We start from the raw sequence: 15,005 nt of genomic DNA on the forward strand, positions 1-15,005 counted from the left end.
ACCTCATTGGTTTATAAGGACGATATTTAAGTTGAATTCAGTGTACAGCGGGGTGTTTTAGTTTGTCAACCCATTCATTTAAATCAGTTTTCTGAACAACCAAATAATTACTGATTGTTTCACGTGAAACATCAATGGCTTTCTTATTGTACATGCCAAGCTAAAAATGGCGATCGCCAGTAGTTTGATGGTTGAACTCCGGTATAATGGACTGGAGTTTAAAATTGGAGGAAACGGTATGGGTAATTCATGGCATGGTCCGCATAGTCGTGATATTTTGAAAGCAATTGCGACTGACGCTGAATCGGGTGAGCGACAGGCGGTATATTTTGATCAGGTTCGCCAGCAACTGATGATTGAGCCACTGGCAAAATTTCAACAGCGGACTTTAACAAATCATCGGCCAAAAATCCAGTTAACGACGGCAGAAAAATTGGCGCTTTATCGGCGCCGCTTTACTGGAAGACAAGATGTCTATGCAAAACGCTATTTTAATAAGCAAGCTCAACGCGATGTTTATAGCCCCGTTACTAGTTTTATCAACGGCCGCCCTAATAAAGACGATCCGCAACCACTGACGGATGCGGTTATTAAAGCTCATTTGAAGGGCCAGATTTTCATTGGCATTTACCCACTATTGAAAAATGAAACAACTAATTTTTTAGTCATTGATGTTGACAAGCATAATTGGCAAGAAATCATGACATCGTTAGTGCAGGTCTGCAAACAACTAAAACTACCAACGGCAGTTGAAAAATCTCAATCTGGCCATGGGGGTCATCTGTGGTTCTTTTTTGAACAGGCCATCACTGCAACCGTGGCACGACGATTAGGACAAGCAGTTTTAAAACGAGCCATGGCTATTAATCCGGATATTTCATTTAAAGCGTTTGACCGACTATTTCCAAATCAAGATACGCTGCCGGCAGGTGGGTACGGTAATTTAATTGCTGCCCCACTACAATACGAGCGGATGCAACTTTGGACGGAGTTTATTTGTAAACGACCAATTCGAGCCATATGCGGATCAATGGCAGTTCTTGCAGGCAATTGGCACACTGACATTGGCACAAGTTCAAACCGTTATCAGCAAACTCGCTATGACTGACAACTTTCAATTGTTTGAATCGCCAGCACAACAGGATAGTAATTTGTTGGATGATGAACTACTAAGTCTCACTCAAAAAATAACCATTATTCGTCGGAACCAACTATATTTGCTTAAATCGCCGTTAACTACCGCTCAAATTAATGCCTTACGATGGGCGGCAACTTTTGCTAATCCGACGTTCAGCCAACGTCAAAAACAACGATTTAGTACTTGGAATACGCCAAGATATATTTCGTTGGCTGAACAAAATGAAAAATATTTAATTTTACCGTGAGGAATAGAATCGTTCTTAAAACAACGGCTTCCGAAGTTAGTCGTTCAAGACAAAACTGAGAGTGGTCGTCCACTACATGTCAATTTTAAAGGGAAGCTGCGTCCCGAACAACAACAGGCGCAACAAGCGTTACTAAAAAAGGCGATGGGCGTGTTAGCTGCTCGAACTGGATTTGGTAAAACGGTCGTGGCGGCTAGTCTGATTGCGCAAAGAAAGTGTAGTACTTTAGTAATCGTCAACAATCGGGCGTTAGCACAACAATGGCAAGCCCAGCTAGCTAAATTTTTAACGATTGCTGATGAGCCATTAGTCGAGTACACGAGAACTGGACGAAAAAGGAAGAAAAATGTTATTGGTTCATACTATGGTAATCAAAAGCGATTGAGCCAATTAGTGGATGTTGCGACCATTCAAACTTTGAGTCGACTTAAAAATGTGGCTGAGTTTACGCAAGCCTATGGCATGGTTATCGTGGATGAAGTTCACCATCTGGCTGCCGTGACTTTCGATGAGGTTGTTAAGCAGATTGCTGCCAAGTTTATTTATGTCCTTTCAGCAACACCTTACCGTCGTGATGGCTGGGATCCCATCATTTTCATGCGTGCTGGTCAAATTGTTTATAAAACGGCTAAAATTGATGAGCAACAAGTATTGACGACGAAACGGTCATTGATATTACGATTGACTAATTGGGGAATGCTAAATAGTGACCAGTTTAAAGACCAGACAATCCATGAAAATTATGAAGCTATTTTAGCGGACCGCGATCGTAACCAATTAATTGCTGCAGATATTGTCGCTAACTTTAAAGCCGGTCGTCATCAATTGGTTCTGACGAGGCGGTTGGCACAAATTGAGTTATTAAGACAGTGTTTACCCAAAACTTTAGCAGCTAAAATATTTGAGTTGTCTGGGCATCAAAAAGCTACTCAAAATCGTGAAACTATTCAAAAAATTACTGACAGTACCGCGCCATATATCATTTTTGCGACAAGTAATTATGTTGGTGAGGGTGTTGATATCCAATCGATTGATACGTTGTTACTAGCGATGCCAGTTTCTTGGAAGGGGAACGTTGAGCAATACTTAGGACGTCTAAATCGAAATTTGGCTCATAAGACTGACTTGCGAGTTTATGACTATGTTGATTTGTTTGTACCTATGTTGGCGCGAATGTATCAGAAACGATTACGAACTTATCGAGAATTAGATTATCAACTAGTAGTGGATAATCCCCAACAAGTTGTCGCAATCTATCGTGGTCAGAACGGTTATCAACAGTTAGTGCAGGCAATTAAGGCTGCAAAGGGGCAGTCAATGATTGGCGTAGTGTCTTTAACACAACCAATTTTAAAATTTATACAGCAACTTAATCCGGCGACAATCACGGTGGTCATCACCGCTAACCTTCAAGCGGCCATGCCGTTGCGTTATCAGCAATTGGTAAAGACAGGTGTCAGAGTCCAAGTGGGGGCGACGGTTTTAAACACAATTATTATTGATGAACAAACCGTTTGGTATGATTACGAGGAATTGCTTGGAAAGGCACATCAAGGCTATGCTTTAAAGTTTGGGAGTGCGGCATTAGCAGCTCATTTCAAAAAATTGTTTGATCCAGAAGCAAAATTATTTTAATAAACGAAATCCAGCCGAGTGATTAGACTCAGCTGGACCTTATGAAATGTTAAAGACGGCTGTTATAAATTAAAAAGCTAATATAACAGTTGTCGCCATCGGGTAAATCATAACCCGTGTTTTGATTAGAACCATCGTTTTCATGTAAAACGACAAATTCACCAGAACCGTAATCTTGATCATTTAAATAAGTGACGAGGCGTTCGTCGCATTCGGCTAAAGTTTTACCTGTAACGACCCGGCGATTCCAGCCACGATGAATGGCACCATTTGGATTAATCAAATTCTCCCACTCCTCATTTTGAAGTCATCAATTGCATCATCTAGGATAATGTCACCTTGATGGACAGTGTTAGTTAATTCTAATAATAATGTTTTTAGAATTAACTGAATGTTATTACGACTTAATCATAGCAAAGTTTGACTAGGTTAATCAATGGCAAGACCTGCTATTTTAGTCCAGTTGAGTAGTTGACGGTAGCGGTTACAACTATTACACTAACAGTAACTTAAATAAACACTAGGGGTGTCCACGAATGGGCTGAGATGGCAATGAACTTGCTGATCCCTTTGAACCTGTGAGTCCAGACTTGCGTAGGGAAAGTGTCGATGCTAAGCAATTTGGCAACCACCGGTTCAATAAAAGTTGAATTGGTGGCTTTTTTTATGGAGGAGAGAAAATTGAATTTAGACTTATTAACGACCTTACGTGAACAAAACCCGATTGTTTTCAATATTGCTAATTTTGTGACAGTTCAAGATGTTGCCAACGGTTTGAATGCCATTGGGGCTTCTCCAATCATGTCGGCAGAACCGATCGAGGCGCCAGACATGGTCAAAATTGCGGGTGCAATCTGTCTTAATTTGGGGACTTTGACTCAGCGACAAGTCGAACAGATGAAGGTTGTGGGTCAATTGGCAAATCAGCAGCAAAAGCCAATCGTTCTAGATCCAGTGGCAGTTGGAGCCAGTACCTATCGCCATGATGTCGCTCAAAGGTTGCTTGAAACGTTTAAAGTTGCAGTAATTCGTGGCAATGCGGGGGAGATTGCCACGTTAGCTGGAATTGACTGGCAGGCTAAGGGGATTGATGCTGGGAGTGGGGACGGTGATTTGATTAAAATTGCCCAAACTTGTGCGCTGAAATACCATTGTGTCGTTGTCCTTTCTGGCCCGACCGATGTTGTAACCGATGGAAAACGAGTGATCCAAGTTCATAACGGGACACCGTTATTTCAATTGCACGTGGGTTCTGGTGATCTACTTTCTAGTTTAGTTGCGGCATTTACAGCAGTCAGTGGTGATGATTATTTTGAAGCTGCTCAAACTGCCTGCCTAGTGTTGGCAGTGACAGGTCAATTGGTGGTCAAACAAATGACCGCCGATCGACCAGGGACTTTTGCATTTGAGTTATTGGATAAATTGCATTTAATTACGATTGAGGAAGTTAAACGGCTCGCTTCAATCAGTTAGCGAAGAAGGTTGAAATAATGAATGAATTTCCAGAAGTATTGACGATTGCCGGCACGGACAGCGGTGGTGGTGCGGGTATCATGGCTGATTTAAAAACAATGCAAGCCCGACACGTTTTTGGGACCGCCGTGGTAGTTGCGGTTACGGCGCAAAACACGTTAGGTGTCCAAGACTTTATGGCGTTGCCAGCAAAACTGATTAATGAACAATTCGCGTCGTTGGCGGCTGATTTTAAAATTCGGGCTTGTAAAACAGGAATGCTAGCGGATGCGACACATGTCAAATTAGTTGCTAGGGCATTACAGCAATATGATTTTGGCCCACTGATTGTTGATCCAGTGATGATTGCTAAGGGTGGTGCTGCCTTGTTAGCGGATGATGCAATCGAAACTGTACGCACAGACCTATTACCCTTAGCAACGGTTGTTACCCCCAATTTGCCCGAAGCTGAACGTTTAACGGGACTGGTCATCCATGATGCGGCAGGGATGGTTGTCGCTGGTCACGCCTTGCAACAACTCGGTGCTAAAAATGTCATTATCAAGGGCGGCCATGAGTCTAATGCCAGCACGGCAGCTGATTTTGTTTGCTTGGCGGATGGCCAAGCGTTTTGGCTGGCGGCTCCGCGGGTTGACACGGTTCGGACCCATGGGACGGGAGACACATTATCAGCTTGCTTAACGGCTGAACTTGCTAAAGGGGTTCCGATGGCAACTGCCATTCACACGGCTAAAGCTTATGTGACCGCGGCAATAAAACAAACGATTCAAGTTGGTCATGGTCACGGTCCGTTAAATCATTGGGTGGCACCAAGTGATGAGGTTCAACAATATGACAATTGAATTTTCGGCGGAACAGTTACGGGCATACTTTGTTTGTGGCTCCCAAGATGTGGGAAATCGTGGCTTAGTAGAAATTCTTGAGGCTGGATTACGAGCGGGAATTACAGCTTTTCAATTTCGCGACAAGGGAATCAGTCGGTTAACGGCTACGGAACGCTTACAATTGGGGCAACAATTGCACCGACTTTGTGCCACGTACCAGGTGCCGTTCATTGTGGATGATGATGTCGAGTTAGCGCTGGCTTTGAAAGCGGATGGGATTCATGTTGGACAGCGCGATCAGCAAATTCGGCAAGTCTTGGCCCAAGTTGCAGGTAAGATGTTTGTCGGCCTATCTTGTTCGACCCCTGCAGAAGTTTTGGCAGCCAATCAGTTGTCTGGTTTGGCTTACTTAGGGAGTGGGCCGGTATTTCCAACAACTTCAAAAGCAGATGCTGATCCGGTGATTGGCTTGCCGGGATTGACCAATTTGGTTCAACTTGCGCAGACACCAATTGTGGCTATCGGTGGCATTACTGAATCGCAACTGGGAAAGATTGCGGAAACGGGTGCGAGTGGGGCAGCGGTCATCTCACTATTAACACAAAGCCCAGACATGACCGCAACCGTTCAAAAAATGTTACAAGCGTGGGTGTGATTTAAATATTTCCCGGGAAATATTTAAAAACTATTTGTGAGTAGGTATGAATAGTTAACGACTATCATGGAGCTGCTAACAAATCAGAATCAACTTATCAGTTGACTTTCACACCAATTAAACTTAATCTTTAATTAATCAAATAGCCATTTTGTTTTAATTCAATAAATTATATGTTGAAGAGCAGAGTAGGTTGAAGGATGAAGATTAGCGACTACCGACAGTGTGAGGGTAGCTTCCTAATTCGACTGAAGATGGGCTTGGAGTAGTTGATTAGTCGTGTGAGCGGCTAACGCGTGTGGATTCGTTATCATCCAGACACTGATTAGTGTCATTGAGGTGGCTATTAAGCCACAAACTCAGGGTGGTACCACGAAACCAATCGTCCCTGTATGTAGTGATTACATGCAGGTTTTTTTTATGGGATAAAAAAGAAAGAGGTTGTTATTAATGACAAAGCCAATTATTGGGGTAGCGCCAGGAACATTAGCAGTAGATAGTGAAATGTTTCCTGGGCGTCAACGGGATTATGTCAATCAGGTCTATTTACGATCAATTACGGATAACGGTGGGATGCCGTTAATCTTGCCGGTCACGCAGGATAAAGAAACTATCGAACGGTATGTTGGTCTAATTGATGGGCTGTTGCTTTGCGGTGGTCAAGATGTTGATCCATTGACTTATGGGGAAGAACCATTGGAAAAGTTAGGTGGTATCGATCCTAAACGCGATGCTTATGAAATTGCGTTGATCAAGGCAGTACATGCGGCCCACAAGCCGATTTTGGGAATCTGCCGGGGCATTCAAATTTTGAACGCTTGCTACGGTGGGACCATTTACCAGGATCTGTCTTATATGCCAGCGGGGCAAGGGACAATCAAACATTTACAAGCACAATTACCAGCTTATGGGATGCACCATGTAACGGTTACGGCTGAGTCAAAATTAGCACATTTCTTAGGTCAAACAAAATTGGCAGTAAATTCTTTCCATCACCAAGCGTTACACAAAATTGCCCCTGGTTTTCGAGTTGTGGCGACTGCGCCAGACGACGTGGTCGAAGCAATCGAAGCGGATGCAGGTGGATTACGACTGGCCGTGCAATGGCATCCAGAAGAAATGCAGCAAGTTACACCAGTTATGGCGCGCTTGTTTGCCAAATTTATTGCGGAAACTAATCAGATTAAGGATTGACGGGGATAGTGAATGAAAACAACCAAAAAATGGCTCAGTGGGTTAGGCTTGATTACTTTAGGCTTAATGTTAGCAAGCTGTGGGAATCAGACCGGGTCGCAAGCTAAGAATAAAACATTAACGGTGACGGCATCACAAGCGATTGCGACGGCTAATCCTAATAAAGCTGACGATATTGCCAGTCAGGCGGCTATTGCCCAGTTTATGGAAGGACTCTACACAACGACTCAAAAGGGTAAAGTTGTGCCTGCGATTGCCACAAAAATTGTGAAGCCGACGAACGGTGGTAAGACTTATACTTTTACCCTCCGGCACAATGCGAAGTGGTCCAATGGTCAAAAAGTCACCGCAGCTGACTTTGTTTATTCATTACGACGGCAGGTTGATCCTAAGACCAAGTCGCAAGAAGTGGGACATGTGGCCGAAATCCAAAATGCAACAGCAATTACAGCGGGTAAAAAATCAGTTAAAACGTTGGGTGCTAAGGCTTTAGGTAAGTATAAATTGCAATTAACCTTGACTCAAAAGGTCCCTTATTTCAATTACCGTTTAGCCACCGAAATTTATCCTTTAAGTCAAAGCTTTACCGAAAAATATGGGAATAAATATGGTACTTCAGCCGCCAAGACATTGTCGAATGGCCCGTATGTTTTGAAGGGTTGGGATGGTACCGGCGATACTTGGAAGTATGTCAAGAATCCCTATTATTATGATCATGCCGATGTTGCCATCAAAAATGTGAAAGTTGAAACGGTTAAAACAAATAGTACCGCCCAGAACTTATTTGAAAGTAATGCCGTTCAAGTCACACAAATTACTGGGACTCAAGTTGCGAGTGCCAAACGAGGTGCCTTGAAGCACGATTTAACGATTACTAAGCTCAATCAGCTCTACTTTATGCCTTGGAATAATAAACGCACCGCAACTAAGAATGCTGATCTACGGCGAGCGGTCAGCTATGCTTTGAACCGTAACTCACTTGTGAAAGATGTTTTGAAAGATGGCTCAACGCCAGCGACGTCATTAGTGCCAACGGGAAATACTAAGAATCCAAGTACTGGTCAAGATTTCAATACCGATACCGGCAATTTATATTCTTATAGTCCAACCAAAGCCAAACAATACTGGCAAAAGGCGCAGGCCAGTCTAGGCAAGCACAAGCTGACGTTACAATTATTAACGAATGATAATGATGTGAATAAGTCTGTTGCCGAGTTTATTCAGGCGGCAATTGAAAAGAACCTCACCGGTGTCAAGGTTAATGTAAAGTCGGTGCCATTGACTAATGAAATCTCAACGTTAAGCAAAGGTAATTTTGATTTTGCAACCTTGGCTTGGTCAAGTGATTTCCAAGATCCAATTGATTTCTTAAATAAAGCTTCAATCACAAATTCAGTTGATTTTGGCAAGTTTCAAGATGCTGATTATGAAAAGCTCATTACCACGATTACGGCTGGAACACAGTCCAAAACAACGCGATATCAGAGTATGCAACAAGCAGCTAAATTGGTTGCTGAAAAGCAGGGGGTCACGCCTTTATATCAAACCGCTGCGGCTCATTTGATCAGTAGTAAGGTCGGCGGCGTTCATTTTACCTTGTTACGGGACGCCTTGTATCGTTATGCGTATTGGAAATAATCAAGTTGTTCAAAACGACTCTGACTACTAGCCAGAGTCGTTTTTGAGTTTAGGGTGTTTATTTTGATTCTAAACCAGTAGAATAAGACTTAACAAAAATGTTTCACGTGAAACATCTGGATAACTTGATCGGATTTAGTGAAGAAATGGGGAGAAAACATGGCTAAGTTTCAATTTGAAGCAACCGCACCAACGGCTTTGAAGGATCAATATGACGTGATCATTATCGGTTCTGGTAGTTCTGGATTAGTGAGTGCAATTCAAGCCCATGAGTTAGGCTTGAAACCACTTATTTTAGAAAAAATGCCCAAGATTGGCGGCAATACGACTCGCGCTTCATCGGGGATGAACGCGGCAGAAACATTCGTACAGCTTAAACACCACGTGGTCGATAGTTACGCTGACTTTTATCATGAAACATTCGTGGGCGGCGGTGAAAAAAACGATCCTGCGATGTTGGATTATTTTACCTCACACGGAGCCTTGGCAATTGATTGGTTAGCGGCTCATGGTATCGAATTGGACGACTTGACGATTACTGGTGGGATGCGGGTCAAGCGGACTCATCGACCAAGTAGTCTTGCGCCAATTGGGAGCTTTTTAGTCACAGAATTGTTGAAACTAGTGGCCGCGGACCAATTGCCATTGGTCACTAATGCGACCGTCACGCGACTGTTACAAACGGCTGGCAAAGTGACCGGCCTGACCGTTGAATTAGCCGATGGTCATCAGCGGCAAATAAGCGCACCGGCAGTCATTTTAGCGACCGGTGGTTTTGGCGCTAATCCTGAATTGATTGCTAAATATCGACCAGACTTGAAGGGTTATCGAACCACCAATCAACCGGGTGCGACGGGTGATGGCATTAATTTGTCGACTCAAGTAGGGGCTGCTTTGGTTGACATGACTCAAATTCAAGTCCACCCAACGGTACAACAAGATACGGCGCATGCTTTTTTGATTGGTGAAGCTGTGCGTGGTGAAGGTGCTATTTTGGTTAATGCCATGGGTCAACGATTTGTTAATGAATTGACAACGCGTAAAGCCGTTACTGCGGCTATTGATCAACTCCCAACGAAACACGCTTATTTGATCTTAGATCAAGCGGTTCGTGACCGGGTCCCCGCCATCAACTTCTATGACTCAGTTGGCTTAGTGGTTACGGGGTCGAGTTTGGCTGAACTAGCTGAAAAAATTGATATGCCAAGTTCACAGCTGACTACAACGGTCGCCAAATGGAATCAAGCCGTTACGGCACAAGCTGATACTGAATTCGGTCGGACGACTGGGATGGCCCATGGCTTAGCCAAGGGACCATTTTATGCCATTCATATTGCCCCCGCGGTCCATTACACGATGGGTGGTGTCAAAGTTAAGCCCACGACGCAAGTGGTTTCCACAACAGATCAGGTTATTCCTGGGCTATATGCCGCTGGTGAAATTGCTGGTGGGCTACATGGTAATAACCGAATCGGGGGTAATTCCATTGCTGAGACGGTTGTCTTCGGACGTCAAGCTGGGCAACAAGTTTATCGTTATTTATCGACATTAAAATAGTGTCAACTAAAGTTAAAAATTCTGAATAAAATCAAGAAAAAATCCGACAAGGCAATCTGTCGGATTTTTTAGCCTCGTTTTTTTATGATACCTGAGAAGGCTTTCATTATCTGACAAAAGTAGGCTATAATTAACCATAAATACAAGGGGGTGGGGCGGTCATGAAATTAACCATCGGGTCGCAGGTTTTACTACAATCGGGAGTCCGATATCAAGTTTTGGCGATCATTGATCAAGGACAACACTGTTTAGCCAAACAATTACAAACGGATGCTTTAGTGGAAGTTATTGAAACAGCTGAAATTGTTCAGATAGCTGAACTTGAGCCAACTAACTCACCGGCGATTACTGATCAAGTATTGGCGACGGTGACGGTTGTGGGTGAACACTATGTATCTGATATTCAAGCCACCCTGGCCGACTTAGCGGACGGGATGACCGTTTTATTGCAACGGGAGGCTAATAACCAATATGATGAGCAGGCGATCTCCGTTTGGACACTTGGACATGCTCGATTAGGTTATCTGTCACGTCACCAGAACACTCCTTACGCACAACTCTTAGATCAAGGCGCCTACTTGTACGGTAAGGTTAGTCAGTTAGATCAGGATGAGCAAAAATTAAAAGTATGCTTATTTCGGGTGATGGGAGTTGCTGAGACGCCTGCGCTACAGATTCAGCAACGACTAGCACAGGTTAGGACTACCAGTCCAGCGGCGTTACCTAAGCAGTTATTGATGACACCACTGGGTAATTTAATCGTTAAGAGTAACGGTCGACCACTTAATTACCAGCTCACCCCACTCACCCCGTGGCTAACGCCAGATGATCAATTGACGGTCACCCAACGCTATTTGGTCACGCCAGAATGGTCGGAAGTAACAGATCAAAGCTTAGTTACCTGTGAATTGAGTGCAGAAACCAGCGTCATCGAAACTTGGCAGAATGCTACGGAGCAAGCGGTGGTGTTGGCAAACTCGGATAGTTTTTATGTGGTTGGCCTGAGTGCGAAAACCTATTTGGCTGCCAATGATAACTTTATTGCGGATACCACGCAACCAAGAGCTTTTTATCGTGTCAATCAGGTGGCGGCCCATCAAACGGCTAGCTTTGTCGTTAGTTGGTTATCATTTGGGGCTGTACAAGTCAAAGCAGCGATGCAGCAGGCACTACATTACCCGAGTGCCAATGTTTGGTTGCCATACACCGCGCAAGCGGCTAATCAACAGCAGCTCAGTTTAACGCGAGAGGAACTGGCGACATTAGTCGTTTCGCCGTTGCCTAATTACCCGGGTGGACGGGAATTAGCCCCAAGTATTAGTGATTTAACCCTCGCGAAAATACGAGCCGTTTTGGGTGACCGAGCTTATCATGCTTTGGCAAGTTATCGGGAGCGGGTACAATTAGTTGCCGGCAGTCTCGATGATGTGGCTCCCAACTTACTACAAACGATTATTCATGCGACAATATATCATGAAATTAGTACCTTGCGTTATTTTTCACCCGACCAAGGCATCATCAGTTTGCCAGTCTATCCTTGTCAGCTGTTCAGTGAGCCATTAGGGCAACACGAGACCAAGCAAATTGGTTGGCTAGCTTTCTATAATTTTGACAGTTTTGGGCTACAACAAGTTCCCTTGACCGCAATTTCGAGTTTGGCGATTATTGATAATCCAGAACATCCGCAGCGTCTGCAACCAGACGATGAACTGGATTGGTTAAGCCTATTCCTAAATAGTTGGAATGATGTAGACTAATTGGTCAAAATAAAAAGGTGGTGACCATCGTGGACACTACCTTTTTTCATTTTTAGCGATTAAGAAATGCTTTTGCCGCAACGAGGGTGTCGGCAGTTTGTTGGTTGAGTAAAGGTGGCAAGTGGTCAAAATCAAAGTAGTCTAATCGGATGGTTTCATCCGTTGCTTGGGCTAATTGATGACCGCCCACGGCTTCAACTAAGAAGAGCTCTGTAATGGTCTGAACCACATCACCGTTAGGGTAGGTCGTCTCACCCTGATCAAAAATACCGATGGGGGCGACAATTTTAACGTCGATGCCGCTGTCTTCTTTGTATTCACGAATACAAGCAGTCGCATAGGTTTCGCCATATTCCAAGTAGCCACCCGGTAAACTCCAGTTATGCGTGTCCGTTCTGAGATTCAGCAAAACTTGCTGTTGATCGTTGACTAAAATACCGGCCGCCGTATTTAAAATCAACGGTTTGTGACCAACTAACGCGCGTAGTTCTTTAATATAATTTGCCATTGAACGTAACCTCACTTCTTTTATTTTCTATAGTATAACGGTTACTTTAGTGTAAAGATATGTTGACGAACTTCTACTCATAGCCGTGTAACGCCGGTGAGTCCTGACTTTAACTGGGTTTATTAGAAAATTATCATTTGCACCACAGTGAAATTTTAGCTAAGATGAAAGTTATAACTTGCGAGTGGTTGCAAGTCGTTCTTTGAATTAATGAAAAGAGAGAAAGTTATGCAGAGAAAATTAAGTACGGGCCAAATGCAGATGATTGCATTGGGTGGCACAATTGGGGTGGGCCTATTTATGGGGTCTAGCTCGACCATCAAGTGGACCGGACCGTCAGTTTTGATTGCGTACATCGTTTCGGGGGCATTTTTATACTTGATCATGCGAGCTTTGGGTGAAATGTTATATGTTGATCCCAATACCGGCTCGTTTGCAAAGTTTGCTTCAGAATATATTCACCCAGTGTTTGGCTATTTAACGGCGTGGAGTAATATTTTCCAATTTGTCGTTGTCGGGATGAGTGAAATGATTGCGCTGGGCGGCTATTGCCGTTACTGGTGGCCAAATTTGCCAGACTGGATTCCGGGACTGATTGCGATCGTCTTCTTAGCGGTGGCTAATCTTATTTCCGTGAAAATGTTTGGGACGCTAGAGACCTGGTTTTCGCTGATCAAAGTTGTCACGATTATCTTAATGATCATTGCTGGTCTAGGGTTGATCCTGTTTGGTTTTGGTAATCACGGTCAGCCGATTGGGATCAGTAATTTATGGTCGCATGGCGGCTTCTTTACGGGTGGTGTGAAAGGATTTGTGTTTGCACTAGCAATTGTGTTGGCTTCCTATCAAGGCATTGAGTTAATTGGTGTGACGGCAGGAGAAGCCGAGAACCCGCAGAGTACGTTGGTCAAAGCGATTCGATCGACGGTTGCGCGTATCCTGATTTTTTATGTTGGGGCAATTTTTGTGATTGTGAGCATTTACCCCTGGGATAAGCTCAGTCAGATTGGCTCGCCATTCGTGCAGACGTTTGCGAAGATTGGGATTACCGCGGCAGCGTCTATTATTAATTTCGTCGTGATCACAGCGTCGCTATCAGGGACCAATTCTGGTATTTATAGTGCGAGTCGGATGACGTATACCTTAGCTGAAAATAAGCAGTTACCACACCGAATGACGTTGTTAAATCGGCATGGCGTGCCCTTTTATGCGGTGATCGCAATTTCAACTGGAATTTTGATTGGGGTCGTTTTGAACGTTATTTTACCAATTTTCTTTAAGGATGCCAGTGAGATTTTCGTGATGGTTTACAGTTCCAGCGTGCTACCAGGGATGGTGCCGTGGGTTGTAATTTTGATCAGTCAAATTGAGTTCCGTAAGCAAAATGTGGCTAAAATGGCAGATCATCCCTTTAAAATGCCGCTATCACCTTATTCGAACTATTTGACCTTAGCCTTTTTGGCCTTGACATTAGTTTTTATGTTCGTTAATCCAGAAACACGCTATTCAATTTTAGTTGGCGTGGTCTTCTTAGCGGTGATGACGGTCATTTATTTCCACAAATATCGCCAACCTAAAACCAATGATTAGTTAATGGTTGGCAAACTGAAAAGTTTGGACGCTCGTTGTCCAAGCTTTTTCTTTCGAGAAAATTTGCGTTAAAATGGGTTATTACTTCTATTCGGAGGACAGCTAAAATGGTTAAACAAGGGCATTATGCCAAATCAAGCCGGCGTCAGCGGGTGAAACGACTACGGCAACATCACCAAGCGCAAGCCGATCATGTCATTGATCCGAAGACTGTCACCACATTCTTACTAGTGCGCTACCAATTAACACAAGGGAAACAGCAACGACCGGTCGTACGGAAGACCATGCAACACTTTTTAACACAATGGTTAGCGGTCGCGACGACGCAAGTGGACAATCGTTGGGCATTAATGACGGTGACTCAGCAGACCTTACAACAATTTAATTTACAATTACCTTGGCAAGGCTATGCGATTATTGATCAAAATTGGGACGAGTTCCAGCACTTTTTGGTAAAAGAAGTTCCAGCTGTGCCATTACAATCCCGTCTACAGGTTACTAATCAAATCACTGCGTCGCGATGGCGAGAACGGTTAAGCCAGCAATTAGCGGTCAATAGTTTGTTAGGATTGTTCGGGCAGAATCAGCAGCAGCTGGCGCAGATCACAACGGCTCAGGTTGCTGATTTGCAGGCGAGCTTGGTAACGGCGCAAAAGATTGATTGGGGAAAAGTTGCTCAATTATTGACGCCATTTGCTGACAAAGCGCTAGCCACTACGGATGCGGCAGCGACAACTTGGCTAACACAATTAACTAAAATGGTACCAACTGATTTTGACTAATTAGTCA

General features: G+C 43.9%; 14 protein-coding genes and 1 riboswitch. Of the genes, 12 read left to right on the top strand and 2 right to left on the bottom strand.

The window, feature by feature from the left end; translation table 11 throughout:
• The first annotated feature begins 238 nt into the window (after positions 1-238).
• The 3 genes from RA086_RS00340 (at position 239) to RA086_RS00350 (ending at position 3,020) form a co-directional block, all read left to right on the top strand.
• Positions 239-1,108: a TOTE conflict system archaeo-eukaryotic primase domain-containing protein gene (locus tag RA086_RS00340; protein ID WP_308701944.1), complete on the top strand. Its 870-nt coding sequence runs from the start codon at positions 239-241 to the stop codon at positions 1,106-1,108.
• Positions 1,101-1,385, top strand: coding sequence for a hypothetical protein (locus RA086_RS00345; protein ID WP_308701945.1), 285 nt, complete (start codon positions 1,101-1,103; stop codon positions 1,383-1,385). The genes RA086_RS00340 and RA086_RS00345 overlap by 8 nt, the downstream gene beginning before the upstream one ends.
• Before the next feature lie 96 nt (positions 1,386-1,481).
• Positions 1,482-3,020, top strand: a complete 1,539-nt coding sequence (locus RA086_RS00350) for a DEAD/DEAH box helicase family protein (protein WP_308704383.1) — start codon at positions 1,482-1,484, stop codon at positions 3,018-3,020.
• A gap of 49 nt (positions 3,021-3,069) precedes the next feature.
• Here the strand turns inward: RA086_RS00350 and RA086_RS00355 are convergent, their stop codons facing one another.
• Positions 3,070-3,303, bottom strand: coding sequence for a hypothetical protein (locus RA086_RS00355; RefSeq protein WP_308701946.1), 234 nt, complete (start codon positions 3,301-3,303; stop codon positions 3,070-3,072).
• A 229-nt stretch (positions 3,304-3,532) separates the two neighbouring features.
• Positions 3,533-3,639: riboswitch (TPP riboswitch) on the top strand.
• Positions 3,640-3,701: 62 nt separating this feature from the next.
• Between RA086_RS00355 and thiM the strand changes: the two genes are divergently transcribed.
• From thiM to RA086_RS00390, 7 genes are all read left to right on the top strand, one after another.
• Positions 3,702-4,493, top strand: coding sequence for a hydroxyethylthiazole kinase (gene thiM / locus RA086_RS00360; RefSeq protein WP_308701947.1), 792 nt, complete (start codon positions 3,702-3,704; stop codon positions 4,491-4,493).
• Between the two features lie 17 nt (positions 4,494-4,510).
• Positions 4,511-5,335: a bifunctional hydroxymethylpyrimidine kinase/phosphomethylpyrimidine kinase gene (gene thiD, locus RA086_RS00365; RefSeq protein WP_308701948.1), complete on the top strand. Its 825-nt coding sequence runs from the start codon at positions 4,511-4,513 to the stop codon at positions 5,333-5,335.
• A complete protein-coding gene (thiE, locus tag RA086_RS00370; RefSeq protein WP_308701949.1) occupies positions 5,325-5,972 on the top strand; it encodes a thiamine phosphate synthase in 648 nt (215 codons plus the stop codon). The genes thiD and thiE overlap by 11 nt, the downstream gene beginning before the upstream one ends.
• Before the next feature lie 450 nt (positions 5,973-6,422).
• Positions 6,423-7,166: a gamma-glutamyl-gamma-aminobutyrate hydrolase family protein gene (locus RA086_RS00375; RefSeq protein WP_308701950.1), complete on the top strand. Its 744-nt coding sequence runs from the start codon at positions 6,423-6,425 to the stop codon at positions 7,164-7,166.
• Positions 7,167-7,178: 12 nt separating this feature from the next.
• Positions 7,179-8,804: a peptide ABC transporter substrate-binding protein gene (locus tag RA086_RS00380; protein WP_308701951.1), complete on the top strand. Its 1,626-nt coding sequence runs from the start codon at positions 7,179-7,181 to the stop codon at positions 8,802-8,804.
• 159 nt (positions 8,805-8,963) lie between these two features.
• The gene (locus RA086_RS00385) at positions 8,964-10,361 is read left to right on the top strand and encodes a flavocytochrome c (protein WP_308701952.1); all 1,398 of its coding nucleotides are present in this window, start codon (positions 8,964-8,966) and stop codon (positions 10,359-10,361) included.
• A gap of 161 nt (positions 10,362-10,522) precedes the next feature.
• A complete protein-coding gene (locus RA086_RS00390; RefSeq protein ID WP_308701953.1) occupies positions 10,523-12,118 on the top strand; it encodes an HIRAN domain-containing protein in 1,596 nt (531 codons plus the stop codon).
• A 52-nt stretch (positions 12,119-12,170) separates the two neighbouring features.
• Here the strand turns inward: RA086_RS00390 and RA086_RS00395 are convergent, their stop codons facing one another.
• Entirely contained in the window at positions 12,171-12,626 is a 456-nt protein-coding gene (locus tag RA086_RS00395) for an NUDIX hydrolase (RefSeq protein ID WP_308701954.1), read from the bottom strand.
• Between the two features lie 228 nt (positions 12,627-12,854).
• Here RA086_RS00395 and RA086_RS00400 point away from each other — a divergent pair, with 228 nt between their 5' ends.
• Positions 12,855-14,216, top strand: a complete 1,362-nt coding sequence (locus RA086_RS00400; protein ID WP_308701955.1) for an amino acid permease — start codon at positions 12,855-12,857, stop codon at positions 14,214-14,216.
• A 107-nt stretch (positions 14,217-14,323) separates the two neighbouring features.
• On the top strand, positions 14,324-14,998 hold the full coding sequence (locus RA086_RS00405) for a hypothetical protein (RefSeq protein WP_308701956.1): 675 nt from the start codon (positions 14,324-14,326) through the stop codon (positions 14,996-14,998).
• Positions 14,999-15,005 lie beyond the last annotated feature (7 nt).

The organism is Lactiplantibacillus brownii, assembly GCF_031085375.1.
GTDB lineage: Bacteria > Bacillota > Bacilli > Lactobacillales > Lactobacillaceae > Lactiplantibacillus > Lactiplantibacillus brownii.